This window comes from Nitratireductor sp. L15S-10 (assembly GCF_045011005.1).
Classification (GTDB): Bacteria; Pseudomonadota; Alphaproteobacteria; order Rhizobiales; family Rhizobiaceae; genus Nitratireductor.
This window is the reverse complement of the sequence record NZ_CP120674.1, coordinates 2,516,002-2,540,048: the sequence shown is the minus strand read 5'-3', so window position 1 is coordinate 2,540,048 and position 24,047 is coordinate 2,516,002. Positions and strand designations below refer to the sequence as shown.

At 59.8% G+C, this 24,047-nt stretch carries 19 protein-coding genes and 1 tRNA gene; 13 read left to right on the top strand and 7 right to left on the bottom strand.

Annotated elements, in window-relative coordinates:
• Positions 1–222: 222 nt before the first annotated feature.
• The gene (locus tag P2W41_RS12140) at positions 223–4,938 is read right to left on the bottom strand and encodes a PKD domain-containing protein (RefSeq protein ID WP_404933264.1); all 4,716 of its coding nucleotides are present in this window, start codon (positions 4,936–4,938) and stop codon (positions 223–225) included.
• A 382-nt stretch (positions 4,939–5,320) separates the two neighbouring features.
• Here P2W41_RS12140 and P2W41_RS12135 point away from each other — a divergent pair, with 382 nt between their 5' ends.
• The 3 genes from P2W41_RS12135 (at position 5,321) to P2W41_RS12125 (ending at position 9,353) form a co-directional block, all read left to right on the top strand.
• Complete coding sequence (locus P2W41_RS12135; protein WP_404933263.1) at positions 5,321–6,790, top strand: sensor histidine kinase; 1,470 nt, start codon at positions 5,321–5,323, stop codon at positions 6,788–6,790.
• Between the two features lie 11 nt (positions 6,791–6,801).
• Entirely contained in the window at positions 6,802–7,494 is a 693-nt protein-coding gene (locus P2W41_RS12130; RefSeq protein ID WP_292894482.1) for a response regulator transcription factor, read from the top strand.
• 686 nt (positions 7,495–8,180) lie between these two features.
• Positions 8,181–9,353: an IS481 family transposase gene (locus tag P2W41_RS12125; protein WP_404933262.1), complete on the top strand. Its 1,173-nt coding sequence runs from the start codon at positions 8,181–8,183 to the stop codon at positions 9,351–9,353.
• A gap of 55 nt (positions 9,354–9,408) precedes the next feature.
• On the opposite strand, the gene P2W41_RS12120 is transcribed toward P2W41_RS12125, so the two are convergent.
• Together P2W41_RS12120 and P2W41_RS12115 are read right to left on the bottom strand one after the other, a co-directional pair.
• Positions 9,409–9,485 (bottom strand) — tRNA-Arg (locus P2W41_RS12120).
• 175 nt (positions 9,486–9,660) lie between these two features.
• The gene (locus tag P2W41_RS12115) at positions 9,661–10,338 is read right to left on the bottom strand and encodes a GntR family transcriptional regulator (RefSeq protein ID WP_292894735.1); all 678 of its coding nucleotides are present in this window, start codon (positions 10,336–10,338) and stop codon (positions 9,661–9,663) included.
• A gap of 153 nt (positions 10,339–10,491) precedes the next feature.
• Here P2W41_RS12115 and dctP point away from each other — a divergent pair, with 153 nt between their 5' ends.
• Genes dctP through P2W41_RS12090 form a run of 5 tightly spaced genes read left to right on the top strand, consistent with a single transcriptional unit; the run spans position 10,492 to position 15,301 of the window.
• Entirely contained in the window at positions 10,492–11,481 is a 990-nt protein-coding gene (gene dctP, locus P2W41_RS12110) for a TRAP transporter substrate-binding protein DctP (protein ID WP_404933261.1), read from the top strand.
• A complete protein-coding gene (locus tag P2W41_RS12105; RefSeq protein ID WP_292894741.1) occupies positions 11,478–12,074 on the top strand; it encodes a TRAP transporter small permease in 597 nt (198 codons plus the stop codon). The genes dctP and P2W41_RS12105 overlap by 4 nt, the downstream gene beginning before the upstream one ends.
• On the top strand, positions 12,074–13,402 hold the full coding sequence (locus tag P2W41_RS12100) for a TRAP transporter large permease (protein WP_292894744.1): 1,329 nt from the start codon (positions 12,074–12,076) through the stop codon (positions 13,400–13,402). The genes P2W41_RS12105 and P2W41_RS12100 overlap by 1 nt, the downstream gene beginning before the upstream one ends.
• A gap of 2 nt (positions 13,403–13,404) precedes the next feature.
• A complete protein-coding gene (locus P2W41_RS12095) occupies positions 13,405–14,583 on the top strand; it encodes a mandelate racemase/muconate lactonizing enzyme family protein (RefSeq protein WP_292894747.1) in 1,179 nt (392 codons plus the stop codon).
• A gap of 4 nt (positions 14,584–14,587) precedes the next feature.
• A complete protein-coding gene (locus P2W41_RS12090) occupies positions 14,588–15,301 on the top strand; it encodes an aspartate/glutamate racemase family protein (RefSeq protein WP_292894750.1) in 714 nt (237 codons plus the stop codon).
• Between the two features lie 229 nt (positions 15,302–15,530).
• Here the strand turns inward: P2W41_RS12090 and P2W41_RS12085 are convergent, their stop codons facing one another.
• Positions 15,531–15,770, bottom strand: a complete 240-nt coding sequence (locus P2W41_RS12085; protein ID WP_292894753.1) for a hypothetical protein — start codon at positions 15,768–15,770, stop codon at positions 15,531–15,533.
• A 123-nt stretch (positions 15,771–15,893) separates the two neighbouring features.
• Here P2W41_RS12085 and P2W41_RS12080 point away from each other — a divergent pair, with 123 nt between their 5' ends.
• Positions 15,894–16,571 (top strand): hypothetical protein, encoded by a 678-nt coding sequence (locus tag P2W41_RS12080; protein ID WP_404933260.1) that lies wholly within the window; start codon positions 15,894–15,896, stop codon positions 16,569–16,571.
• A gap of 88 nt (positions 16,572–16,659) precedes the next feature.
• On the opposite strand, the gene P2W41_RS12075 is transcribed toward P2W41_RS12080, so the two are convergent.
• Positions 16,660–17,832, bottom strand: coding sequence for a cystathionine beta-lyase (locus tag P2W41_RS12075; RefSeq protein ID WP_404933259.1), 1,173 nt, complete (start codon positions 17,830–17,832; stop codon positions 16,660–16,662).
• Positions 17,833–18,162: 330 nt separating this feature from the next.
• Between P2W41_RS12075 and P2W41_RS12070 the strand changes: the two genes are divergently transcribed.
• The 4 genes from P2W41_RS12070 to P2W41_RS12055 all read left to right on the top strand — a co-directional run bounded on the left by P2W41_RS12070 (position 18,163) and on the right by P2W41_RS12055 (position 22,439).
• Positions 18,163–19,191 carry an amino acid ABC transporter substrate-binding protein gene (locus P2W41_RS12070; RefSeq protein WP_292894761.1) on the top strand — a complete coding sequence of 343 codons (1,029 nt, stop codon included), beginning with the start codon at positions 18,163–18,165 and terminating at the stop codon, positions 19,189–19,191.
• A gap of 70 nt (positions 19,192–19,261) precedes the next feature.
• Positions 19,262–20,452, top strand: coding sequence for an amino acid ABC transporter permease (locus P2W41_RS12065; protein WP_292894763.1), 1,191 nt, complete (start codon positions 19,262–19,264; stop codon positions 20,450–20,452).
• Between the two features lies 1 nt (position 20,453).
• Positions 20,454–21,611 carry an amino acid ABC transporter permease gene (locus tag P2W41_RS12060; RefSeq protein WP_404933258.1) on the top strand — a complete coding sequence of 386 codons (1,158 nt, stop codon included), beginning with the start codon at positions 20,454–20,456 and terminating at the stop codon, positions 21,609–21,611.
• Positions 21,612–21,635: 24 nt separating this feature from the next.
• The gene (locus P2W41_RS12055) at positions 21,636–22,439 is read left to right on the top strand and encodes an amino acid ABC transporter ATP-binding protein (RefSeq protein WP_292894769.1); all 804 of its coding nucleotides are present in this window, start codon (positions 21,636–21,638) and stop codon (positions 22,437–22,439) included.
• A gap of 91 nt (positions 22,440–22,530) precedes the next feature.
• On the opposite strand, the gene P2W41_RS12050 is transcribed toward P2W41_RS12055, so the two are convergent.
• Together P2W41_RS12050 and P2W41_RS12045 are read right to left on the bottom strand one after the other, a co-directional pair.
• Positions 22,531–23,754: an FAD-dependent monooxygenase gene (locus tag P2W41_RS12050; RefSeq protein WP_404933257.1), complete on the bottom strand. Its 1,224-nt coding sequence runs from the start codon at positions 23,752–23,754 to the stop codon at positions 22,531–22,533.
• 15 nt (positions 23,755–23,769) lie between these two features.
• Complete coding sequence (locus P2W41_RS12045) at positions 23,770–24,012, bottom strand: zinc-finger domain-containing protein (protein WP_292900122.1); 243 nt, start codon at positions 24,010–24,012, stop codon at positions 23,770–23,772.
• Between the last annotated feature and the right edge of the window lie 35 nt (positions 24,013–24,047).

The window sequence follows — 24,047 nt, the reverse complement described above, 5'->3', positions numbered from 1 at the left end:
TTCGGCACTACCTATCAGTTTTTCCGCATTTGTGCTGACGTCAGGTGTTTCCACCTGATTGCAAAACGCTCTAGCGAGTGCCCTTCAGCCCTGCGTAGGTAGTGATCCGGACATGGCACCCGGTGCGAAGAACGCGCATCTGGCGAGAAATCCCAGACACCCGTTGTTGCCGCCAGTGCACGCGATTGCGAATGAAGCAGTGATCGAGCTTTCAAGCCAGCGTCAAAAGGCGATTCTGTACTTCAGACCGGCACCGTATTTTTCGTAGTCTCCCGAGCCCAGACCGTCATAGTCGAAGTCGAGCGCCAGTTTCCCGCCATTCTCGAACAGATAATCAACGCCGATCCTGAAGCCCAGTCGTGCGCCATCCGTTGCGGAGGTTACCGATGCTGCTTCCCCGCTGCCCGATGTGCTGGCAAATGTGAGGGGTACGCCACCCCGCAATGTCAACGCGCCGAAGGGAACGTCGATCGGCATCGAGGCGTCAAGGCTCAATTCGAGCGAGTTCATGGTGATCGACTGGTCGGGAATGACGTTGCCCAGACTGTCCGTATAGGAGCGCTGCCGGTCAAAAAGATGAACGGCGTCAAGGCTGGGTGTCAAGGTGATCAGACCGAGCGATATGTCGCCTGCCACCGTGACGCGGAAGAGTCCACGCTGCGTTCTGACGGTATCCGTATAGGTCCCGAAAGGTGCGTGACTGTTCCGGCTCTGGCCGAGCAATGCCTGCGCACTGAAATAGAGCGGATGCCCGGGCAATCGGCCAACCAGATAGGGACCGGCCAGCCAGCCCGTGCCGGAAATGGAAGTATCCTCGTTTTCATGCGCCAGATGATCGACCTGAACCATAGCGCCGGCCGCAAGATGTGGCGTCAGCTCGAAATGGGTCCCGGTGCTCAGATGCACATACCGGTTCGTGGTACCTGAATTCTTCGACCAGGACGCCGACAATTCAGCCCAAATAGGATCTGTTGGTCGCGTGGCGAAGGTGAGGTTTCCGTCTTCGGATGTCGCCTGAGCACTAAGAGAGCCACTGCCATTCCCGCGATAAAGCGCGATGAGGTCCGGCTGACCGCTGATCAGTTGTGTGGCGCGCGCCTGCATGAAACGCGCCATCTGCTGCTGCGTTTCCCGCACAGTGGCATTAGAAACCACAACCGTTCCCGAAGCCAGGTTTGTGTTCCCGGCGGCATCGCTTGCAACGCCCGACGGCACCGACACCGACAGATCCCCTTGTCCCGAAGCGACTATGGTTGCGTGATACAGGGTGGCTGCTCCGCTCAGCGAACGGACGTGCCCGTTCAACACCGCGATGTCTGCACTGGAAAACCCGAAAACCGGCTCGGAGAAGAGGATTTCCACGACGACACTCTCGCCCGCCACGACTTGCGTGTCCGGTCCGGTCACGGAAACGCTGGGGCGCGTTGTATCGCCATTTGCAGCAACGGTTATCTCGACCTGATCCGTTGCCGAAGCAAAGCCGTCATTCACCTCCAGATCGAAGGTCAGAACGACATCGGGGGCACCGGTAGCGAGCGTTGGAGCGTTGAATGTGGGGGAGACGCTGGCCGCGCCGGTAAGCGTTACCGCGGGCCCACCCGTCTGTGTCCATGCATAGCTGAGAGGTTGTCCCGCATCATTGGATGAGGACCCTGATCCGTCCAGTGTGACGGACGCTGCCGAGACAACCGCCTGGTCAGCGCCTGCATCAGCCGTCGGAGGCGTATTGCCCGGCGCAGTAACGGTAATTCCCACACTGTCTGTCGCGGTCGCGAAGCCATCGTCAACTTCAAGTTCGAAGACCAGAACTTCGTCCGCATCGCCAATGGAAAGGGCGGGGGCCGTGAAGGATGGCGAAACACTCGTCGCGTCTGTCAGCGCGACCGGCGGGCCGCTGGTCTGTACCCAGCTGTAGGTCAGCGGCTGCCCCACGTCATTCGCAGAAGACGATGTGCCGTCCAGTATAACGGACGCCCCGGAAGCAACTGTCTCGTCAGAACCGGCATTCGCGGTCGGCGGTGTGTTGCCGGGTGCCGAAACCGTGATCGTAACCGAATCAACTGCTCCCGAAAAACCGTCATTCACAGTGAGATCAAACACCAGAACTTCATCAGCAGCGCCAATGGCAAGGTTCGGAGCCAGGAAGGATGGTGATGCAGTTGTCGCCCCCGTCAACGTCACCGATTGACCGCTGGTCTGGGTCCAGGAATAGGTCAATGCCTGCCCGCCATCATTGGCGGAGGAACCCGATCCGTCCAGTGAGACAGACGCGCCAGAAGCAACTGTCTGGTCGCTACCGGCATCGGCCGTGGCGGGGGTGTTGGGTGGTGCGGTCACGGTGATGGTCACGTAATCAGTGTCCAATGAAAAACCGTCATCGACCAAAAGCTCGAAAACGAGAACCGCGTTGGCATCACCGATCGTCAGCGTTGGGGCCGTGAACGTCGGCGTGGCTGTGCTGGCCCCGGTCAAGGTCACCGATGGGCCGCTGGTCTGAGTCCAGGAATAGGTCAGTGTCTGCCCGCTATCATTGGCTGAGGATCCTGAGCCGTCGAGTGTAACCGGATTGCTGGAGCCAACCGTCTGGCTCGCCCCTGCATCTGCAGTGGCAGGAGTATTGCCGGGGGCACGAACCGTCACGGACACTGAATCCGACGCATTCGCGATGCTGTCATCAACGGTAAGCTGAAAGACGAGAACCTCGTCGGCATCGCCAATCGCCAGCGTGGGGGCCGTGAAGGACGGGGTGGCAGTCGATGCGCCTGTCAGGGTGACAGTCGGGCCACTCGTCTGGGTCCAGGCGTAGGTCAGGCTTTGCCCACTGTCCGGGTCGGAGGAACCCGTTCCGTCCAGTGAGACCGACGCACCGGAGGCTACGGCCTGATCCGTGCCGGCATCTGCCGTTGGCGTTGTGTTGCCGGGAGCCGTCACCGTGACGGTGATTGAATCCGTAGCTCCTGCCACGCCGTCATTCACGGTGAGGTCGAAGGTCAGAACTTCATTCGCAGCGCCGATAGCGAGCGTCGGGGCGGTGAAGGAAGGCGTGGCTGTCGAGCCACCGCTCAAAGTCACCGATTGACCGCTGGTCTGCGTCCAGGAGTAGGTAAGTGTTTGACCGCTGTCATTGGCTGATGAGCCGGTCCCGTCCAGCGAGACTGGCGCACCGGAGGCAACGGTCTGATCCGAGCCTGCGTCCGCCGTCGGCGGCGTGTTTGGCGGAGCTTCGACAGTGATGGAAACGGAATCTGTCGCCGTCTCCATGCCGTCATTCACCTCAAGTTCAAAGACGAGCACGGCGTCCGGCGCCCCGGGGGTGAGTGCCGGCGCGGTGAACGACGGGGTAGCGGTTGTCGCGTTCGTCAGCGTCACTGCCGGCCCGCTCGTCTGGCTCCATGCGTAAGTCAGGGTCTGGCCGCCATCATTGGCGGACGATGCCGAACCATTGAGCGAAACCCCATCCGCGGAGGTGACTGTCTGGTCAGGCCCGGCATTCGCGGTCGGTGGGGTGTTGGGAGGCGGTGTAACGGTAATGGTCACAGTATCCGATGCCGCTTCCATGCCATCATTGACCGTCAGCTGGAAGATCAGGATCGCATTCGCTGCACCTGGCGCAAGTGTTGGAGAGGTGAAGGACGGTGTCGCCGTCGAGGCCCCCGACAGGGCGACTGCAGGTCCGCTGGTCTGGTTCCATGCGTAGGTCAGGGTCTGGCCGCCATCATTTGCTGACGAGGCGGATCCGTTGAGCGAAACCGCACCCCCGGAGGTGACCGTCTGGTCAGACCCTGCATTCGCGGTTGGCGGGGTGTTGGGAGGCGGTGCAACGGTAACGGTCACGGTATCGGTGGCCGTTTGCGACCCATCATTGACGGTAAGCTGGAATACCAGCGTCGCATTCGACGCTCCCGGAGAGAGCGTCGGAGCGGTGAAAGACGGAGTGGCGGTGGATGCCCCTGACAGGGTCACAGCAGGACCGCTGACCCTGCTCCACGAATAGGACAATGTCTGCCCGCTATCATTGGTAGAAGATGCCGCGCCATTCAGTGCGACTGCCGCACCGGAGTTTACCGTCTGATTGGAGCCCGCATTGGCGGTAGGCGCTGTGTTGGTCGTGTCTCCGGAAATGGTGAAAGTGAAGGGGTCTTCATCTGCATCATTGTTTCGAAGCGTCATTGTGGCAACTCTCGAACCCGGTGCTCCCACCGGAGAGAAGCGAACGGTGAAGGTGCCCGAACCGCCAGGCGCGATCGATGATGGAGGAGGGGATGTGATGGTGAATTGCGAGGCATTTGCCCCGGAGAGGCTGGCGCTGGATACGGTCAAGGTGCCCGTGCCGACATTCCGGATGCCGAAAACCCGGTTGATCGGATAAGAGCTTGCGGAAATGGTTGAGCCAAAATGGGTCCAGTTTGCCGTGTCGGTGGACGTTGTGCCATCCGTAATCGGTTGTGCATTGCCGGTGATCTCGATCTCGGGCTTGGCTACGCAATCAGGATCGCTCGCCATGTCGATGAAGGTATAGCCGCGGGTTCCGCTGGCTGGACCGACCCGATCAGCTGCATTGACTGGGCTGCGCGCGTCAGACCAGACGGACCCGTCATCCCAGTTATCCCGCAGTCCCAGATAGACATTGCTGGTTCCTGTAATGAGAAATTGATCAAGGACCTCGACGATGTCGCGCTGCGTGGGCAACTGTCCAGTAGGCGCATTCCCATAGGCTGGAACGGTGGAGCGGGTATTACTGGAGGCCTCATCCCACACAATAAGCTGGAGGTATCTGCCAGGTGTGGCATCGGTATTGTAGGCCGTCCAGTCGACGACAATTTCTGTGGTCGTGGCATTGGCGTAGGGCCCTGCAATACATTTTCCATCCTGCCCGTTGAAAGAGAGCGACACTGACGGGTTGGTCCAATTGGCGTTGGCATGTTGGATGCCGGACATGAGTGCCGCGCCTGTCAGAGCGGCGGCCGCAACGCCGCGAGCCACTCTGGGGAGCGTGTCGCTACACGTTCCGAAAATCTTCCTGAACGCCCCTTTGAAAAACGGATCTCTCGACAACGGCATTTCCCCCACGCAACACCTGACCGCCCGAGACCTTGCTCACCCTGCTGGTGGGCCCTGATGAAGAACATCGATTTTCGGGCATGATCACATCAGATACGAAGAGTCCTGCCAGTGATTCCAGCTACCAATTCTGACCAATTCTGACCAATTCTTGCGGCGGGCGATTCCGTTAATAAAACCCCCACAAAAAACTTCCTTAAGGGCGGTGTTGTTCTGAAAGAATCTTGCGATAGCCGGCAAAATGGGCCAACACGTCTGCATGCTGGATTTGAAGACGCTATTGCTGCTCGAAGTCTGCACGACTGCCTTGCAGGCCTTTGCATGGCTTCTGGTATGGCGGTCCTGGCGTTATCTTTACGAACTGAAGCTTATCGCCGCTGGTTTCAGCGCCATTGCGTTGGGCTTGTTTCTCCTGATGCTGCGTGGGCCTGATCCCCATCCGCTGCATCTTTTCGTCGACAACATGACTATCAAGCTCGGATTGGTTTTACTGGCAGACGGTATGGCGAGGTTCCTCGGCCATCCGGGGTGTCTCAGGGTCGGGCTGGTCATTCTTGCGGTGCATACGGCGCTCTGGTGTCTCGCCATGGCGCTGGCTCCGCACGACCTGTCTTTGCGTATTCATGCCTCCACGGCATTTACCCTTGCCATGATGGGGATGATGATTCGGATCCTCTATGTCGATAGGGGACAGCCCGCATTCCTGCGCTGGATCACGATTGCGCTTCTGGCGGAGTATATCGGTGCCAGTTTGCTCCAGAGTGCGCTTGCATTCTGGTCCCCGCATCTGGTTGCCAGCGCGCCGATCGTGAGCAACATCAACAGCTGGTACTTCTTTCAGGGGCATCTGTTCATGGTGGGGCTGTTCATCTGCATGCTCTTCATGGTCGGGATGCGGCTGTCCATCGACCTGCGCGACAGGAACGCGGCGCTTGCGGAGGAAGTGACTGAACGGCGACGCCTGGAAAGTGAGCTCTCTGCCAGTCTTGATGAGGAAAAGGCCGCCCGTGAAGAACAGCGCCAGTTCATGCATATGGTGAGCCATGAGTTTCGCACGCCTCTGGCTGCCATACGCTACGCCACAGAGATGCTCGGCGTCATGATCCAGAAGCCACCGGACGCGGTTGCAAAGCGTTTGACTGGCATCGATGCGTCCGTTTCTCGCATGACCCAGCTCATTGACCGCTTTCTGTCTACCGAGCAGCAGGTGGGAAGCACGCTCAAAGTCGAGAAGCTCAACCCATTACAGCTGACACGGGAAATCCAGCAGTACTTTGGGCATATCGGTCAGAATCAAAGGCTGCAGATGAGACCACTCGTCGATGTCCCTGATTACTGGGGTGATGTGGAGATGTTGCGGACCGTCATCGTCAATCTGATTGACAATGCACTAAAATATTCACGGTCCGACAGGCCGGTTGAAGTGGCGTTTTCCAGACGGAACAATCTTCTTGTCGTGGAGGTGGCAGATCGCGGGATAGGCATACCGGATGGAGAGCTCAGCCATGTGGGGCGGCGGTTTTTCAGGGCCTCAAACACCCGAAGAACGGCCGGCAGCGGCCTGGGTCTTTACACGTGCAGAAAATTGATCGGATATCATCGGGGGGCGTTGGATCTGCGGCCGCGCCGTGGGGGAGGAACCATCGCGACCATACGCCTGCCGATCCCCGGTCTGGAACCTAATACACCTGAAAACGAAACTGCCGTGGGGGAGACAGAAAGGGCATGAACCGAATTCTTGTGGTCGAAGATGACGATTCGCTGCGCGGTGATCTGGTAGACTATTTATGCCTTCAGGGTTTCGACGCGACCGGTATCGGCACCGCGGGCGAGCTTGCGGACGCATTGCGAGGGGGCAGCTTGCCCGATCTTGTCATTCTCGACATTGCGCTTCCCGATGGCGACGGCTATTGCCTGGCAAAGGACATCCGCTCAAAGCTGAACTGCGGGATCATCATGCTGACGGCGCATGGGGATACCGAGAGCCGTGTGCGTGGCTTTGAAAGTGGCGCCGATATCTATCTGGTCAAGCATACGGCACTGCGGGAGATCGCGGCGGCGGTCCACAGCCTGTTGCGGCGGCTGCCGCAGGAGCGGACTTCCAGGGAGGCATCGCAAGAATGGGTTCTCGATGCGGTGGGCTGGGTCTTGCAGGCTCCGGACGGACAGGCAATCAAGTTAACCGCGACCGAAAAGACTTTCGTTGAAGCCTTGATGGGGAACGCGGGCAAACCGTGCTCCAGGGAAGAGCTGGCCCGCGTCTTGTCCCGGCGGCAAACCACCTTCGAAAACCGCCATCTCGACGCCGTTGCCAGCCGTTTACGACGGAAAATATCCACTCATACCAACACTGACGCGCCAATAAAGTCTGTATACGGGATTGGCTATTCCTTCAGCGCGATCGGCACGATTGGCAACAGAAGGTCCGAGTGAACGCAAACGGGGTACCTTCCGGGCCTGGGAACGGGTCTGGCCTGGTGGGGAGAGCTGAATGCCACGGCGCTTCGCTTTGAGAGCAGCACAGGCTGGCTGCAAGGCTTCTCACCATCCGCGTTTGACCAATCGCGCAATCATGAAGCTCAGCAGGCCTTCGCGATCGGATTTCCCGAACGATCAACCCTCTGCGGGTGAAGCGGGACAACAGTTATTTGGATGAAAGGCTCAGCATTCCAGATCGCTTCACCGTTTCACGGAAACGCTGCTCCGTTCTATCTATCAGTTTTTCCGCATTGTTGCGCACGTCAGGTAATTCCACCTGACTGCAAAATGCTCTAATGGACTGCATTCCTGGGGACGTTACATTGGCTTGTCTTCAAAGGCGCTGCAGATCCTTGGGGAAGGGGAGGCTAGGCAGCTCTGGTCCTACAGAGTTGGAGGCGGATTTTCAGGATCTATCCCACTGTTCGCCGCTCTGAGTGTGGTTTTGGCTCGAAGAAGAGCGGCAGGTTCTGAACGGCCAGAACCGCAGAATGTCTCAGCCCGGTCTTCCAGCCCGGTGCAACGCCGCTCATTCTATCGGAACGCTGAAACAGCCTAAGTCTATGATGAGCTTATCGAGAGATAGGTGACACTTCATACCGGACACATGGTTTACACATCTCGCATTTGGGGGAACCCGAATGCCCTGGAAAGAGTGTAAGCCAATGGACGAACGTCTCAGATTCATCGCTCGTCTGCTTGAAGGAGAGCAGATGGCGCCTCTTTGCCGGGAGTTCGGCATATCACGGGTCACCGGCTACAGGATTTTCGAGCGCTACAAGGAGTGTGGCCTTGACGGGTTGAACGACCGCTCACGGCGACCCTATCGCCAGGCCAACAGGCTTCCCGTCCAGATCGAGCGCTGCATCCTGGGTCTGAAGCGCGAACATTCATCCTGGGGGGCGCCAAAGATCCGCGACAAGCTGATCCGGCAATATCCGATGATCAAGCCCCCCGCCATCAGCACGGTGCATGCGGTGCTCGACCGGCACGGCCTGGTCACGCGCCGCAGACGGCGCCGTTACAAGGCCCGGGGGACTGCTCTCCGCAGCGCAGTTCAGGCGAACGGCCTTTGGTGCGCCGACTACAAGGGAGAGTTCAGGCTCGGCAACCGGCAATATTGTTACCCCCTGACCATCACCGATTATCATTCGCGCTATCTGCTGGCCTGCGAAGGCTTGACCTCGACGAAGTCGGACTTCGCCTTCTCCGTTTTCGAGCGGGTTTTCTGGGATTTCGGAGTGCCAGGCGCAATCCGTACCGATAACGGCACACCCTTCGCCAGCCCGCATGCGCTGTTCGGATTGAGCAGGCTGTCTGTGTGGTGGCTGCGTCTGGGTATCACAATCGAACGCATCAAACCCGGTCATCCGCAAGAGAACGGGCGCCACGAGCGCATGCATCTCACCCTCAAGAAGGAAGCCGCAAAGCCGGCCGCCTTCAACTTCCTGCAGCAGCAGGAGCGCTTCGATCGCTTCATCGAGGTTTACAACAATGAAAGGCCCCATCAGGGGCTGGGCGGTGCCTATCCGGGCGAACTCTATACACCGTCACCCCGCGCCTATCGGCCGCCCGACGAACCGGACTACCCGCTTCATGACCGCACCGTGCGTGTCACACGATGCGGTAGAATCTGCATCGGAAAACGAAAAATCAACCTCAGCCAGGTCTTCGCAGGCCAAATCCTGGGACTGCGCGAAGTCGATGATGGAATTTGGCTCGTCTCATTCCTCGACTATGATCTGGGTTTCTTCGACAATAAGGAGGATCGTGTCGAACCGGCATCAAACCCATTCGCTCCGGAGAAAGTGTAAACCATCTCTCCGGTATCAAATGTAAACCATGTGACAAGAATGGACCTGAAAAGATTGGCGCACCCGACAGGATTCGAACCTGTGACCTCTGCCTTCGGAGGGCAGCGCTCTATCCAGCTGAGCTACGGGTGCTGGCCGATCTGCGCTGGATACGAAGCATCAGCGCGCCGCTTTCATAGCCGAAGCATCCGCCTGCATCAACGATGAAATGCATGTCCCGACATTCCGATTGAAAAGCCGGGGCGACCGATAGCTGTCCGCCTGGACATCGAGCAGGAACTTTTGCTTTTGCCGCTGTCCCAAAGCGCTAGCGCTCGGTCTGTTCCATCATCATGAAGTCAACCAGCCGGTCGGGATCGCAGATGTGGCGGCGCATTTCTGTGGCCGCGCGCGCGCCCTCGCCAGCCTCAATGGCTTCCAGGATCATCGCATGTTCGTTATGCGACTGTCTCATGCGGTCGAGACGACGCAGAAGCCAGCGACGATAGGGGGCGAGCTTGGTACGAAGCCCCTCCAACTGCTCCATCAGATAAGGATTGCCCGCACCGCGATAGATTGCCTGGTGGAACTGGAAGTTCAACCGGTCAAAGCCGTTGCGGTCGCCGGCATCGACGATAGCTGCTGTTTCTTCATGTATGGAGCGTAGCTGCTCGATCTGTTGCTGGTTCATGCGCCGCGCCGCGCATTCGACAGCAAAGGACTCAAGCCCCGAAAGAACCTCGAACATCTGCGCCAGATTTTGCGCGGTAAGGGAGCGCACGATGGCGCTGCGGCGCGGTCGAAGCTCGATCAGGCGCTCCACGCCGAGCCTGCGCAGCGCTTCGCGGATCGGCGTGCGCGATACGCCGAAACGCTCCGCAAGCCGGCGCTCGTCCAGCTCGTCGCCCGGCCTGATCACACCGTCGATGATTTCCTGTTCAAGTTGCCGCGCCAGCCCTTCGGCCAGCGGCTTGTCGTCGGAAACAGTCTTGCGCCTTGCTGTCACCTTGCACCCGCATCCATACCCAGTTTCGAATTTCTTGACCGTTCTTCCGGCTATTGACAAGCCGGTTCGCCACAAACTACGGTTTGGTATACCAGATTTAATATTTGGTGTTCAAATGGGAACGAGAGCCGGGCAACCGGCGGGAGGAAATTGATGTACAGATTCATGGCAGCGGCGCTTGCCTGCGCTGCTTCGGTAATCGCCGTGGAAGCGGCGTCGGCCGAAACCGTTCTGCGGCTCAGCCATTCCTACACCGACGGCGACACACGCGATCTGTGGGCTGACCGGATCTCGGAGATCGTAGCCCAAAAGACCGGCGGAGAGGTGAAGGTGGAGGTCTATCCCAACCAGCAACTCGGCAAGGCGCGGGCGCAGGCCGACTTTGTGGCGCGAGATCGGATCGACATGGCGATCTACCCGCTGCCCTGGCTCTCGGGAAAGGTGCCGATGGCGGAGATCGGCGCGCTTCCGGGGCTCGTCGCATCCCCGCAGGACGGATTGGTGTGGCGTGAGCGGGCGATCTGGCCGATGCTCGAGGAGGCGGTGTCGGAAGCAGGCCTGGTTTTTGCCGGTGGCGGCTGGGCGATGGGCACGATCGGGAACAAGGGCGAGGCAATCGTGCTGCCGGAGGACCTGAAGGGTCACAAGATGAGAGGGCTTGGCAAGGCCACCGAGATCATGATGAACGGCTATGGCGCGACGATCACATCGCTGCCCGCGTCGGAAATCTACCAGTCGCTGCAGACCGGCGTTCTGAGCGGCGTGCTGACGATCTATGCGTCCTTCGAGGGATACAATCTGCAGGAGGTGGTCGATCACCTGATGGTCGGTCCAGGCTTCGTGGGCGCCATGCATTCGGTTCTCCTGTCGCCCGGTGTGGAGGAAAAGATCGGCGAGGCGCATTACGCGGCTCTTCTGGAAGCCATTGCCGAATCTGAAGCCTGGTTCGCAGAACAGACAGTCAAGGACAACAAGCGGATATCCGATGCCTTCCGGGAGGCCGGCGTCAGCGTGCATGAGCTCACCGAAGAGCAGGTTGCACAGTGGCATGATGCGGCGCGCGAGCACGCCTGGGCCTATTTCCGGGAAAGTGTCCCCAATGGTGATGCCGTTCTGAAAGCGGTGGACCAGCCGCGCCAATGAATGCGCTCAACGAAGCAAAGTCAGATCATGGCGGAGCGCCCGAAGGGGCGCCCGCAGAGCAGTCACCGCTTCTGAAGGTGCTTTTCAGAGTGCGAGCGGTGCTGCAGCGTGTGTCGGCCGCCGCAGCCATGGTGTCGGCGGTCGGCGTCGTGGTGGCATCCGCCGTCATCACCTGGGCTGTGTTCGCGCGGGGCCTTCTCGGTGTCAATACGATATGGGAACTGGAATTCAGCGTCTACCTTCTGATCTTTGCCGCCTTCCTCTCGGCCGCCTTTACGGACCGCAGCGGCGGCCAGATCAGCGTCCAGATTCTCGCCGGATATCTGAAGGGGCGCGCCGGGCAGGTACACACCGCCAGCCTTGAATTCCTCGCGCTGTGCCTCTTCGTGCTCGTGACCTATTCCGGCTGGAACATGTTTCTTCATTCCTGGGAGACCGGCTGGCGTTCGGAGACCCTGTGGGGTCCACCGCTTTGGGTGCCGCATCTCGCGATCCCGCTTGGTGGAACACTTCTGGTCGCGTCGCTCGCGGTTGATCTGACGATCCGGCTGTGCGGTGGCCGGCTCGAACAGCCGCAGGGAGGGCATCACTGATGGATCCGGTCACGCTTGCCTTCGTTTCGGTTGGCATTCTTCTCCTTTTCATCCTGGCGGGGCTTCCCATCGGCTATGCGCTGCTTGGCGCGATGGTGGCCTCATCCGTTCTGGTCGGTGAGCCGGGTGAACTGCTTTACATCGCGGAAACGGCTTTCCAGTCGCTCGATTCCATCGAGCTGGTCGCGCTGCCGATGTTCATCTTCATGGGCGCGGTGGTGGCGGTCAGTCCAGCCGGCTCAGACATCTATTCCGCGCTGAGCAGACTCCTGCCCGTGCCCGGCGGGCTCGGCATGTCGACCATTGCCGGCTGCGCAATGTTCTCGGCCATCTCCGGGTCCTCGCCGGCCACGGTGGCGGCGATGGGCTCTTCAGGCGTGCCGGAAATGCTCGCGCGTCGATATCCGCCAGGGCTTGCCTGTGGCATCGTTGTCGGTGGTGGAACGCTGGGTATTCTCATACCGCCCTCCATAGTGCTTCTGCTCTATGGCGTGGTGACGAAAACCTCCATTGGCCAGCTCTTTCTTGCCGGCATTCTGCCGGGGCTGATGCTGGTGGTGCTGTTTTCGCTCTACACCTGGTTCGTCATGTGGCGACACCTGGCGAAACTGACGCCCGAACAGCGCGCGGAATTTGAAGAACTGGGCGCCGCGCGCGCCGCCAGCGGCCAGAGCGGCAGTTTTGGACGGGTTTTACCCTTCTTCGCTCTGATGGCCGGCATCATGCTGGCGCTCTATGGCGGCTGGGCAACGCCTTCCGAAATCGCCGCTGTCGGTGCGACGGCCTCCATCCTTCTGGTGCTGGTGATCTACCGCATCACAAGCTGGTCCGTGTGGCGCGAGCTTTTGCTCAAGACGGTACAGGACACGTCGATGATTCTCATCATCGCCGCCTTCGCCTACACCTTTTCGCAGTTTCTCGCCTTCCACAATGTCGTGTCCGCCATCACCAGCCTGCTGGTCGATGCATTCGACAATCGCTGGCTGACGCTGTTCGCCCTTTGGTTGGTGATGCTGGTTCTGGGCTGCTTCCTGCCGCCTTTTGCCATCGTCGTGATCGTGGCACCCATGTTCCTCCCCTTTGTGCTCAGCGCCGGTTTCGACCCGGTCTGGTTCGGCGTCTTTGTGACCCTGAACATGGAGATGGGCTGCATCACGCCGCCTCTGGGCATCAACCTTTTCGTGGTCAAGGCCATAGCCAGAAAGGTTGACATGCGGGAGATCATGATGGGTTCGCTGCCGTTCCTGGCGATCCTGGGCATTGGAACGCTGCTGATTACCCTGTTTCCCGAGATTGTTCTTTTCCTACCTTCGCAGATGATGAGATAACCATGTTGCAGTCGCCTTCGGCACAAGCGCGCGCCATCACGCGCATTCAGAGCTACGCTCTCAACATTCCAGCCGAGATCACGGCGGCGGGCGTCACCCGCAGTCTCGATCTATCCGCCGTGGTTTGCACGGTGGAGACCGCCGATGGTCATGTGGGACATGGCTTTACGGCCATCACCGAAGAACGCACCGTTGCCGAAGCCATCCGCGAGGTGGCAGCACCCGCGCTGGAGGGCATGGACCCACTGGCCACGGAAGCGATCTGGGAAAAGCTCTTCTGGCTAATGAGCCCGCGCGGGCAGACGGGTTATGCCTTGCATGCAATCTCCGCAGTCGACACTGCGCTGTGGGACCTGAAAGGAAAGATCCTCGGCCAGCCGGTGTGGCGGCTTCTGGGTGGCGCGCGCCGGGAAGTGCCGGTTTACGTCACCTGCGGCTTCAATTTTCTGACCATCGATCAACTTGTGCAGTCAGCGCGTGGCTGGGTGGATGCCGGGTTCAACCGCCTCAAGATGACCGTGGCGCCAGAGGCCACCCGCCGTCGCGATGTGATCAACGTTGCTGAAATGATTGCGGAGGATGCGCGTCGGGTGGCTGCGGTGCGCGAGGCGGTTGGGCCGGACGTGCAGCTCTTCATCGATGCAAACTGCAATCTCGATCCTCACAGCGCGTTCAAACTGGCGCAGGCGGTGGCGCCCTACAGGGTCGATTTCTTCGAGGAGCCGCTTCTGAAAAACGATACCGGCTGGCTGGCGGATCTGCGCCAGCGCTGTCCCGTGCCGCTCGCGGGCGGACAGAACGAGGGGCTTGCCTATCGCTTTCGCGACCTGCTGGTGGAGAAATGCGTCGACGTTTTGCAGCCCAACGTTGTGATTGGAGGCGGTTTTACCCAAGCGCAGAAGATCGCGGCGATGGCAGACGCCTTTGCAACGCCGATTGCCAACGGCGGTGGCTGGCCTTTCCACAATGCGCATCTGCATGCCGGCGTGTCGAATGGCGGACTGGTCGAGTATCACGTGCCAGCAGTCAATGTGTGCGAGAAGATCTTCACCGGCCTGCAAAAGCCGGAACGCGGGAAGATGAGCCTTTCAGAACGCCCCGGCCTCGGATTCGATCTGAACATGGATGCGGTCAGCGCGTTTTCCGCGCGTCCTTCCGCTGCTGGTCATGGCAAGGGGTGAGGGTATGGGCGACAAACCGGTAATCGGCATGATCGTTCCACCGGCGGCGGGCGCTGTCCCGCCGGAACCTCGGGCGCTTTATGCGGCGCGGGCTGAATTCATCGCGGAGGGACTGGCCCTGAAGGCGCTTTCGCCGGAAGGTTATGACGCGGTGATCGAACGGGTGGAGGAGCTTTCCATGCGTCTCGCAAAGCGGGGCGCGCAGGCGATTTCTTTGATGGGGACATCGCTGAGTTTCTATCGTGGCGCTGCGTTCAACGCAGAACTCATTGCGACAATGGAAAAAGCCTCGCGGCTGCCCGCTACCACGATGAGCGACAGCGTCCTGGAAGCTCTGGCAGCGCTTGGTGTGCGCCGGCTGGCGGTGGCCACGGCCTATCGCAGTGTCGTCAATGACCGCCTGAAGACGTATCTGGAGAACGCCGGTTTCGAGGTGAAGGTCCTGCGCTCGCTCGACATCGAGGATGTGGATGCGATTGCGACTGTGACCAGCGAAACACTGATCGATCTGGGCGTGGGAACCTGCCGCGCCGCGAAGGATGTGGAGGCGCTCTTCATTTCATGCGGCGGTTTGCAGACGCTTCCGGTGACGGAAACCATCGAGCAGCAATGCGGTCTGCCGGTTGTTTCGAGCGCTCTGGCAGGGGCATGGGGCGCAATGGGGCTTCTGGGGCTTGACCGGCGTGCCGATGGGGCAGGCCGCTTGTTTCAGATTTAGCTTGTCACCGAAATAAAAACCACCTGCGAGGCGCTGACCCCGCCGGTGGTTTTTCCGGGGAAACATGGTCCCTGGAGCGCATTCAGCGCGCCGCTTTAACGGCCGAAACGATTGCCCGCATGAACGATGAGATGTCCGGCTTTGCGTTTTCCGACACTTCGTTCTGGGGCACCTCTCGAAGTTCTCGGGCCTTCATGATCACGCGGGGAGGGCGCCTGGAAGAGAGGAGCTAGGTGCTGCCGGAGCGGGCACCCTTGCCGAGATCCCTGCGCGCGCGCTCTTCCTTGTCCAGCTTCTCGAAACTCTCGATGACATCGTCTGCCTCCTGTTTGACGTCCGGAACGGCATGGCGCTGATTGCGGACCTTCGCCTGGTCGTCGCCCTGCAGCTGATTATTGCCCATCCGGTCGGCGGCGAGATCGCTGCTCTGGATGTCCGATGCGCGATCTTTTTTCTGCCGGTCGCTCATGCCAGTGCTCCTTTCGGGGTCTGTTCAACATCTGTGGTCTGAACGGAGGACGGGAGGTTTCCGTTCCATCGCCGGGCGTCACGGCTCTCCGGAACGAAGAGAGCGGACGGGCGTTGGCCGCCAATGCAGGACACAATTGTTGAAGCGATCTGGAGCTGGCTGCAAAACAACCATGGTGCCGTCAGTGCGCTGGCAAGTCTCGCCACACTGGTGGTATGGACGCTCTATTTTCAGATGCTGCTGATGAACTACCGGCGCACGCTTCGTCCCAAAATCCTGATCAATCGGGGCGCTGGTCATCGCCTGCAGGCGCATTGCCTGATTGCGAACATGAGCGCCGAGCCCATTTATATCGAAGCTGTGTTGCTGGAGGTAGGCAATCTTGCCGACGGCGAGAAAGCAGTGGCACGCAATCGGTATTCACTAAGCGACCTCGATCTCGACATCCTGAATGGCAGCGACCGCAATCCGCAATGGTTTCAGGGGCCGCTCGATAGCAGCGAATGGCTTGATATCGGCACATTTCAGCAATTGATCGACAAGGTGCTCGAGCAGAACCGCACGGCTGAGGGCGCCTGGCCGGTTGATCGGAAACCGGCCCTTGAGAGGTTGCGCGAACTGACTGTCATCGTGGTGGCCACCTACCGTGCCCAGGACCTTCTGGTGGCTGCGCGCCGCAGTTTCGATGTAGAGCAGGACACCATCGGAAAACGGCTGATGCCGCGCCATTTTACGGCCGAACAGATCAGGTCCCGCAGCGACCGGCGAGCGCTTGAAAGGATCATGAGAGAAGGCAGATAGAGGCCTGGCTCATTGCCCGGGTGCGGCGCACACCCCGATCAGACAAGAAGCGGTTGAAGCACGCGCCGCGGAGCAATGAGCCCTGCCGTCAGGCCTTTGCGGTGGCGACAAGAGCTGCGGCAAGATCGGCCTTCAGATCCTCAACATCTTCCAAGCCGACTTGCAGTCGGATCACCGGGCCTTCTTCGGGCGGCTTGGCGATCGTGCGGTCGTTGAGCTGCACGTGCACTGCAAGGCTCTCGTAACCTCCCCATGAATAGCCGAGGCCGAAATATTTCAATGTGTCGAGAAACGCGTGAGCCTGCTTTTCGCCGCCTCCATCAAGGACGATGGAGAACAGTCCGCTGGAACCGGTAAAGTCGCGCTTCCAGATCGCGTGGCCGGGATGTGATTCGAGAGCAGGGTGGAGAACGCGGGCAACGCCCTTCTGCCCCTCCAGCCAGCGCGCGAGCGCCAGTGCGCTCTGCTGGTGGCGTTCGAGTCGCACGCCCATGGTGCGCAAGCCACGCAGCACCTGGTAGACATCGTCCGGTGCAGCACAGATGCCGAGTGCCCCGTGGGCGTCGAGCAGGCGCTCGAAGCACGCTTCATTGGCCGAAACTGTTCCCAGAAGAACATCTGAATGGCCGCCAGGGTATTTGGTGGCCGCCTGAATGGAAATATCGACCCCGTGGTCGAGCGGGCGGAAGAAGAGTGGTGTCGCCCAGGTGTTGTCCATCATCACGATGGCGCCACCCCGGTGGGCGATGTCGACAATGGCCGGGATGTCCTGCATTTCGAACGTTCCGGAGCCCGGAGCCTCCGTAAGGACCACTTTGGTATTGGGTTGCATCAGTGTGGCGATGTCTTTGTCGGCAGCCGGGTCGTAATAGGTCACTTCGACGCCAAGCCGGGTAAGCATGGTATCTGCGAAATGGCGTGTCGGATGATAGACCGAATCGACGATCAGGATGTGGTCGCCGGACGACAGGAAAGCGAGCAGCGGAACGGTGACAGCGGCTAGCCCCGAAGGCACGATAATGGTGCCGGCAGCCCCTTCCAGCTCGTTCATGGCGGCTGCCAGCGCGTCGGTGGTGGGGGTGCCGCGGGTGCCGTATGTATATTTCTGGTTGCGTGAGGCCATGGTCCCGGCATCGGGAAACAGCACGGTTGAAGCGTGAACCACCGGCGGGTTGACGAAACCGTGAAAGTCGCGCGGGTTGTTGCCCATATGGGCAAGTCGCGTGTTGTCTCCGACTTTAGTCTTATTCATTTCGTTCATGGAACCTGTCGCTTGATTGACTGCGGACGCGCCCTGGATTGTGAGCGGAAGGAAAACCCTCAAAACCGGGCGTTTGAGATGCCGGATGGAACGCCATTGTCGGCGACCCGTCAACCGGGGAGGAGCTGCGCGCGTGCCTCTGGAGCAAGGGTCTTTGGCTCTTGACCCAAACAGATTTATGGCATTCGATGGGACCAGTGCGTGGGAGAGGAAGTGCGTGTCCGCCCTCTTTGGGCCGGCGCTCCGATTGGGGTGTACGGGACATTCGCCTGCTTCCGCACTGAAAATGTCAGGGGATAAGCCCGAACACAGAAAAAAGGGTTCGTAATCATGAAAAATATTGTCAAAGCGTTGCTCGGCTCGGCCGCGATCGCGATGATGGCAGCACCGGCTTCCGCGGCCACGCTGGACGATGTCAAGGCGAAAGGCCACGTCCAGTGCGGCGTCAACACCGGTCTGATCGGTTTCAGCGCACCGGACGACCAGGGCAACTGGAAAGGCCTCGACGTGGATTTCTGCCGCGCCGTGGCTGCCGCAATCTTTGACGATCCCGAAGCAGTGGAGTTCACGCCACTGTCGGCGAAAGACCGTTTCACGGCGCTTCAATCGGGCGAGGTGGACGTGCTTTCGCGCAACACCACCTGGACGATCAGCCGCGACACCGCGCTTGGCCTCAACTTTGCTGGCGTCACCTACTATGACGGCCAGGGCTTCATGATCAATGCAAAGAAGCTTGAGGGCATCAACTCAGCACTTCAGCTTTCAGGCGCCGCGGTCTGCGTGCAGGCCGGCACGACGACGGAATTGAACCTTGCCGACTACTTCAAGGCAAACAACATGGAGTACAGCCCAGTTGTTTTCGAGAAGTTCGAAGAGGTGAATGCGGCCTATGATGCAGGGCGCTGCGACGTCTACACGACCGATCAGTCCGGTCTTTATGCCGTCCGCTTAAACCTCACCAATCCGGATGATCACATCGTTCTGCCCGAAATCATCTCCAAGGAACCCCTTGGGCCAGCAGTGCGCCACGGCGATGACCAGTGGCTGGATATCGTGAAATGGGTCTATTACGCGCTCGTCAATGCAGAAGAGCTGGGCATCAGCCAGGCCAACCTCGAAGAGAAGATGAACTCGGACAACCCCGAGGTGCGTCGTCTTCTTGGCACCGAGGAAGGCAGCAAGCTTGGTACCGATCTTGGTCTGACCAACGATTTCGCCGTTCGTGCGATCAAGCATGTGGGCAATTATGGCGAAATCTTTGAGCGCAATGTGGGTGCAGAGAGCCCGCTGAAGATCTCGCGCGGGATCAACGCCCTTTGGACGAAGGGTGGCCTTCAGTACGGTATGCCGATCCGCTGATCGGATCCCGTCAAACTAATGCGTGAGAGGCGGTTCGCGCCGCCTTTCACCATTCCTGGTGAGGATAGCCATGGCCACCCCGCAATCAACTGTGGAGGGCGCGGCGCCTCGTGTGCCGCTCTTCTATGATCCGCGCGTTCGAGGAATTGCCTATCAAGTCCTGGTATTTGCCGGCCTGATTGCCCTGATCTACTGGATCATCGGCAACACGACGGCAAATCTACAACGTGCCAACATCGCATCCGGGTTCGATTTCCTGCAAGGACGTGCCGGCTTCGACATTGGTGACAGCCTTGTCGAATTTTCTTCCGATTCCACTTATGGGCGCGCACTCTTCGTCGGGTTCCTGAACACGCTTCGCGTGGCGATCGTCGGTATCATCACTGCCACGATCATCGGGTTCATCATCGGTATCGGCCGCCTGTCGAAGAACTGGCTGATCAATCGCATCTGTCTCGTCTATGTCGAGGTTTTTCGCAACATTCCGCCGCTTCTGGTGATCTTCTTCTGGTATTTCGGTGTCCTCTCCGTGTTGCCGCTGCCGCGTGAGAGCATCGACCTCCCGTTCGGATCCTACCTCAACAGCCGTGGGCTCTATTTTCCCCGCTTCCTGTGGGGTGAGGGGGCCTGGCTTGTACTCGTCGGACTTGTGCTTGGCATCGTCTTCACCTTCTTCGTGCGCCGCTGGGCGCATCGCAGACAGATGGCGACGGGCGAGCAGTTCCCGGTGTTCTGGACCAGCGTGGCGTTGATTGGCGGCTTGCCCCTTCTGGCATTTGTCGTCACCGGCCTGCCGCTGAGTTTCGAGTTTCCGGAACTGTCGACCTTCAACCTGCGTGGCGGCATTCAGGTGCGTCCGGAATTTCTGGCACTATATCTGGCCCTGTCGTTCTATACGGCTGCCTTCATCGCCGAGATCGTCCGCGCCGGGGTGCTTGGCGTCAGCCATGGCCAGAGTGAGGCCGCTCAGGCACTGGGCCTGCGCTCGAGCCAGTCGATGCGGCTGGTGATCATACCGCAGGCATTGCGGATCATTATCCCGCCGCTGACCAGCCAGTATTTGAACCTGACCAAGAACTCTTCGCTGGCGGTGGCAATCGGCTATCCCGATCTCGTTGCCACAGGCGGGACAACGCTCAACCAGACAGGTCAGGCCATTGAAGTGGTCGCTATCTGGCTGGTCGTCTATCTCGGTCTCAGTCTCGGAACGGCCGGTTTGATGAACTGGTACAACGCGCGAATGGCGCTGGTGGAGCGATAGGATGCAAGAACACGATCTTTCCTTCGTCCGCGCCGAGATGGTGGCCAATCAGGCGCCACCCGTCTCGGACCATGGGCCCGTTTCATGGTTGCGCAAGAACCTGTTTGCCAACGTGACGGACACGATTTTCACAATTCTTGGCATTGCTCTGATCGTGATGATCGTGCCGCCGGTAATCCAGTGGGCGTTCATTGATGCCCAATGGACCGGGGCGGACCGCTCCGTCTGTGCCACCGTGGTGCAGGGTGGCACGCAGCCGGAAGGCTGGTCCGGAGCATGCTGGGCCTTTGTGGATGCGAAATTCCAGCAATTCATGTTCGGGCGCTATCCCGTCGATGAACGCTGGCGCGTATATCTGACTGGCTTTCTGTTCGTGGCGCTTCTGACTCCGCTCCTGATTCCCGGCGTTCCGCGCAAAGGGCTCAACGCCATCCTTCTGTTCGTCGTATTTCCGATTGTCGGCTTTGTCCTTCTGTCGGGAGGCGTGTTCGGGCTTCGACCGGTGCCGACCCCGCTCTGGGGCGGTCTGCTGGTGACGCTCGTGCTTGCATATGTGGGCATCGCGGTCTCGTTCCCGCTTGGCATTCTTCTGGCGCTCGGTCGCCGGTCGCAAATGCCGGTGGTGAAGCTCGTCTGCATTGTCTTCATTGAGACAATTCGCGGCGTGCCGCTGATCACCATCCTGTTCATGGCGAGCGTCATGCTGCCGCTCTTCCTGCCGCCGGGAACATCGTTCGACAAGCTTCTGCGGGCGCTGGTCGGCGTGGCGCTGTTTGCCTCGGCCTATATGGCGGAAGTCATCCGCGGCGGTCTGCAGGCGATTCCGAAAGGGCAGTACGAGGGCGCCGATGCGCTGGGTCTGAGCTTCTGGAAGAAGATGAACCTTGTCGTTCTTCCTCAGGCGATCAAGCTGGTCATTCCCGGCATCGTCAACACCTTCATCGGCCTCTTCAAGGACACGAGCCTTGTCTACATCATTGGCATGTTCGACCTTCTGGGGGCAGTGCGACAGAACTTTGCGGACGCGAACTGGGCATCGCCCCAGACACCGATCACCGGTCTCGTGTTTGCCGGTTTCGTATTCTGGCTGTTCTGCTTCGGCATGTCGCGCTATTCAATTTTCATGGAACGCCGGCTCGATACCGGCCACAAACGCTAGGCCGAGAGCCAAGGGGAAACTAAAATGGCAAAGGAAAACGCCGTCCGGGCCGAAGAGCTCCACGCCGACCGAAGCAAGATGCAGATCTCCGACACAGACGTCGCGATCGACATCGTCGGCATGCACAAATGGTATGGTGACTTTCACGTGTTGAAGGACATCAATCTCAGGGTGATGCGTGGCGAGCGCATTGTGGTGTGCGGGCCTTCCGGCTCGGGAAAATCCACCATGATCCGGTGCATCAACCGGCTTGAGGAACACCAGAAGGGCAAGATCGTCGTAGACGGCATTGAACTCACCAACGATCTGAAGAAGATCGACGAGGTGCGGCGTGAAGTCGGAATGGTGTTCCAGCACTTCAACCTCTTTCCGCATCTGACCATTCTGGAAAACTGCACGCTGGCCCCGATCTGGGTGCGCAAGACGCCCAAGAAGGAAGCCGAGGCGACCGCGATGCACTTTCTGGAGCGCGTGAAGATCCCGGAACAGGCCAACAAATACCCCGGCCAGCTTTCGGGCGGTCAGCAGCAGCGTGTGGCGATTGCCCGCGCCCTGTGCATGAACCCGCGCATTATGCTGTTCGATGAGCCGACCTCTGCGCTCGATCCGGAAATGATCAAGGAGGTGCTCGACACCATGGTCGACCTTGCCGAAGAGGGTATGACCATGATCTGTGTCACCCACGAAATGGGCTTTGCCCGCCAGGTGGCCAACCGTGTGATCTTCATGGACCAGGGCCAGATCGTGGAGCAGAACACACCGGAAGCCTTCTTCGATAATCCGCAGCACGAACGCACCAAGCTGTTCCTGTCGCAGATCCTGCACTGATCTCCCGGCACGAACCGAAACACCAGCGCCGCGTCTCCCTGTGGAGGCGCGGCGTTTCTCATTTCTGATACAGGTAGGTGGTGCCGGGGGTTCAGAAGTGCTCGGGAGCTTCTGCGTCGAAACCGTATAGCCAGTCTAAATCAGCCATGAGAGCGTTATCGCCGCGCCCTCTCAGAACCATGTCGCGCGCAAGCGCGACCGCGCCGCGTGCATGCCATGTGAAGCGATTGAAGGCGCCGCGACGGGCAACGCGGATCACCCGGGGCTTGCGCGCCGCTTCATAGGTGGCGAGGGCAGAGGCCGGTTCGCCGGCAGCACCGACCAAAAGCCTGGCAAGCACGACCGCGTCCTCGATAGCCATCCCGGCACCCTGAGCGGCAAAGGGAGGGACTGCATGGGCTGCATCGCCGATGAGCGCCACCCCCTGCGGACTGGTCCACGCGTCTGCGGGGTTGACTGCATGAACCGGCCAGACCGTCCATGAGGCGCTCTCTGATCCTGCGAGCCGGCCGAGGGCCGGATTGACCCGGGCGAGGGTCTTTTTAAGAGGGGTATCATCGACGTCCTGCGCCCAGGCATTGAGCGGTACTTCGCCGGGCAAAATGACGACCAGATTGATCGCACGCCCACCGCTGATCGGGTAGGCGACGAGGTGAAACGCCGGATCCAGGAAGGCTATCACCCTGTCAGCGACAAGAGCATCGCCCAGTGCTGCCCGCGCCTCTGCTACTGGCAACGTCGCACGCCAGGCAATGTATCCGGTGAAGCGGCTGCGCACGGAGGAGCGGACAAGACGTCGGGAATGTGACCACACGCCGTCGGCGGCGATCAGAAGCGGTGTGTGAACGTCCTCAATGGCGTCGTCTCGCCGGATGTGCAACCGCACACCGCCATCCTTTAGAAGCTCTGATTTCTCGACCAATGCTCCGGTGACGACCTTAATCGACGCTTCGCTTCGCGCCCGCTCAAGAAGCGCGCTTTGCAGATCCGCGCGGTGTGCAACCAGATAAGGTGCATTCCAGCGTGTTTCGCCCGCATCCCCCAGACGAACTTGGGCAAGGGGAGACAGGTTGCCAGCCCTCATCAGGGTCACCGCCTGCGGGCGCACGGCCCGATCTCCAAGGACGTCAAGCACGCCGAGGCGGGCCAGAAGGCGCGTCGCATTGGGAGAAAGCTGAAGACCCGCGCCGACCTCAGTCAGATCAGGCGCGCGCTCGTAGATGCGCACCGGCAATCCTTGCCGTGCCATGGCGAGCGCAGCCGTCAGGCCGGCAATGCCTGCGCCGGCAATAATTGCTGCTGGGGCGTCCGTCATCGGCCTGTTGGCTACTCAGGCCGCTTCCTCGAACTGGCAACCTTCGGGCTTGGTCTCGGCGGGTTTCAGCGCCGGGTTGTATCGGTAGAGCGTCGAGCAATAGGGGCAGACCCGTTCGTTCTCGTCGCCCATGTCGATGAACACATGCGGATGATCGAAGGGCGGATTGGCGCCGACGCACATGAATTCCTTCACGCCGATTTCGATTACTTCGTGTCCGCTGGTGTTCTGAAAATGGGGAATGGCAGATCCGGCCATCATCGTCTCCCGCTTGGAATGCGTTGGAAGTTGCC

Excerpts from the sequence above, each read along its gene's own strand:
- P2W41_RS12140 (WP_404933264.1), bottom strand. The coding sequence starts at position 4,938 with ATGTCCGGCATCCAACATGCCAACGCCAATTGGACCAACCCGTCAGTG.
- P2W41_RS12135 (WP_404933263.1), top strand. The coding sequence starts at position 5,321 with ATGCTGGATTTGAAGACGCTATTGCTGCTCGAAGTCTGCACGACTGCC.
- P2W41_RS12125 (WP_404933262.1), top strand. The coding sequence starts at position 8,181 with ATGCCCTGGAAAGAGTGTAAGCCAATGGACGAACGTCTCAGATTCATC.
- dctP (WP_404933261.1), top strand. The coding sequence starts at position 10,492 with ATGTACAGATTCATGGCAGCGGCGCTTGCCTGCGCTGCTTCGGTAATC.
- P2W41_RS12105 (WP_292894741.1), top strand. The coding sequence starts at position 11,478 with ATGAATGCGCTCAACGAAGCAAAGTCAGATCATGGCGGAGCGCCCGAA.
- P2W41_RS12100 (WP_292894744.1), top strand. The coding sequence starts at position 12,074 with ATGGATCCGGTCACGCTTGCCTTCGTTTCGGTTGGCATTCTTCTCCTT.
- P2W41_RS12095 (WP_292894747.1), top strand. The coding sequence starts at position 13,405 with ATGTTGCAGTCGCCTTCGGCACAAGCGCGCGCCATCACGCGCATTCAG.
- P2W41_RS12090 (WP_292894750.1), top strand. The coding sequence starts at position 14,588 with ATGGGCGACAAACCGGTAATCGGCATGATCGTTCCACCGGCGGCGGGC.
- P2W41_RS12085 (WP_292894753.1), bottom strand. The coding sequence starts at position 15,770 with ATGAGCGACCGGCAGAAAAAAGATCGCGCATCGGACATCCAGAGCAGC.
- P2W41_RS12080 (WP_404933260.1), top strand. The coding sequence starts at position 15,894 with ATGCAGGACACAATTGTTGAAGCGATCTGGAGCTGGCTGCAAAACAAC.
- P2W41_RS12075 (WP_404933259.1), bottom strand. The coding sequence starts at position 17,832 with ATGAACGAAATGAATAAGACTAAAGTCGGAGACAACACGCGACTTGCC.
- P2W41_RS12070 (WP_292894761.1), top strand. The coding sequence starts at position 18,163 with ATGAAAAATATTGTCAAAGCGTTGCTCGGCTCGGCCGCGATCGCGATG.
- P2W41_RS12065 (WP_292894763.1), top strand. The coding sequence starts at position 19,262 with ATGGCCACCCCGCAATCAACTGTGGAGGGCGCGGCGCCTCGTGTGCCG.
- P2W41_RS12060 (WP_404933258.1), top strand. The coding sequence starts at position 20,454 with ATGCAAGAACACGATCTTTCCTTCGTCCGCGCCGAGATGGTGGCCAAT.
- P2W41_RS12055 (WP_292894769.1), top strand. The coding sequence starts at position 21,636 with ATGGCAAAGGAAAACGCCGTCCGGGCCGAAGAGCTCCACGCCGACCGA.
- P2W41_RS12050 (WP_404933257.1), bottom strand. The coding sequence starts at position 23,754 with ATGACGGACGCCCCAGCAGCAATTATTGCCGGCGCAGGCATTGCCGGC.
- P2W41_RS12045 (WP_292900122.1), bottom strand. The coding sequence starts at position 24,012 with ATGGCCGGATCTGCCATTCCCCATTTTCAGAACACCAGCGGACACGAA.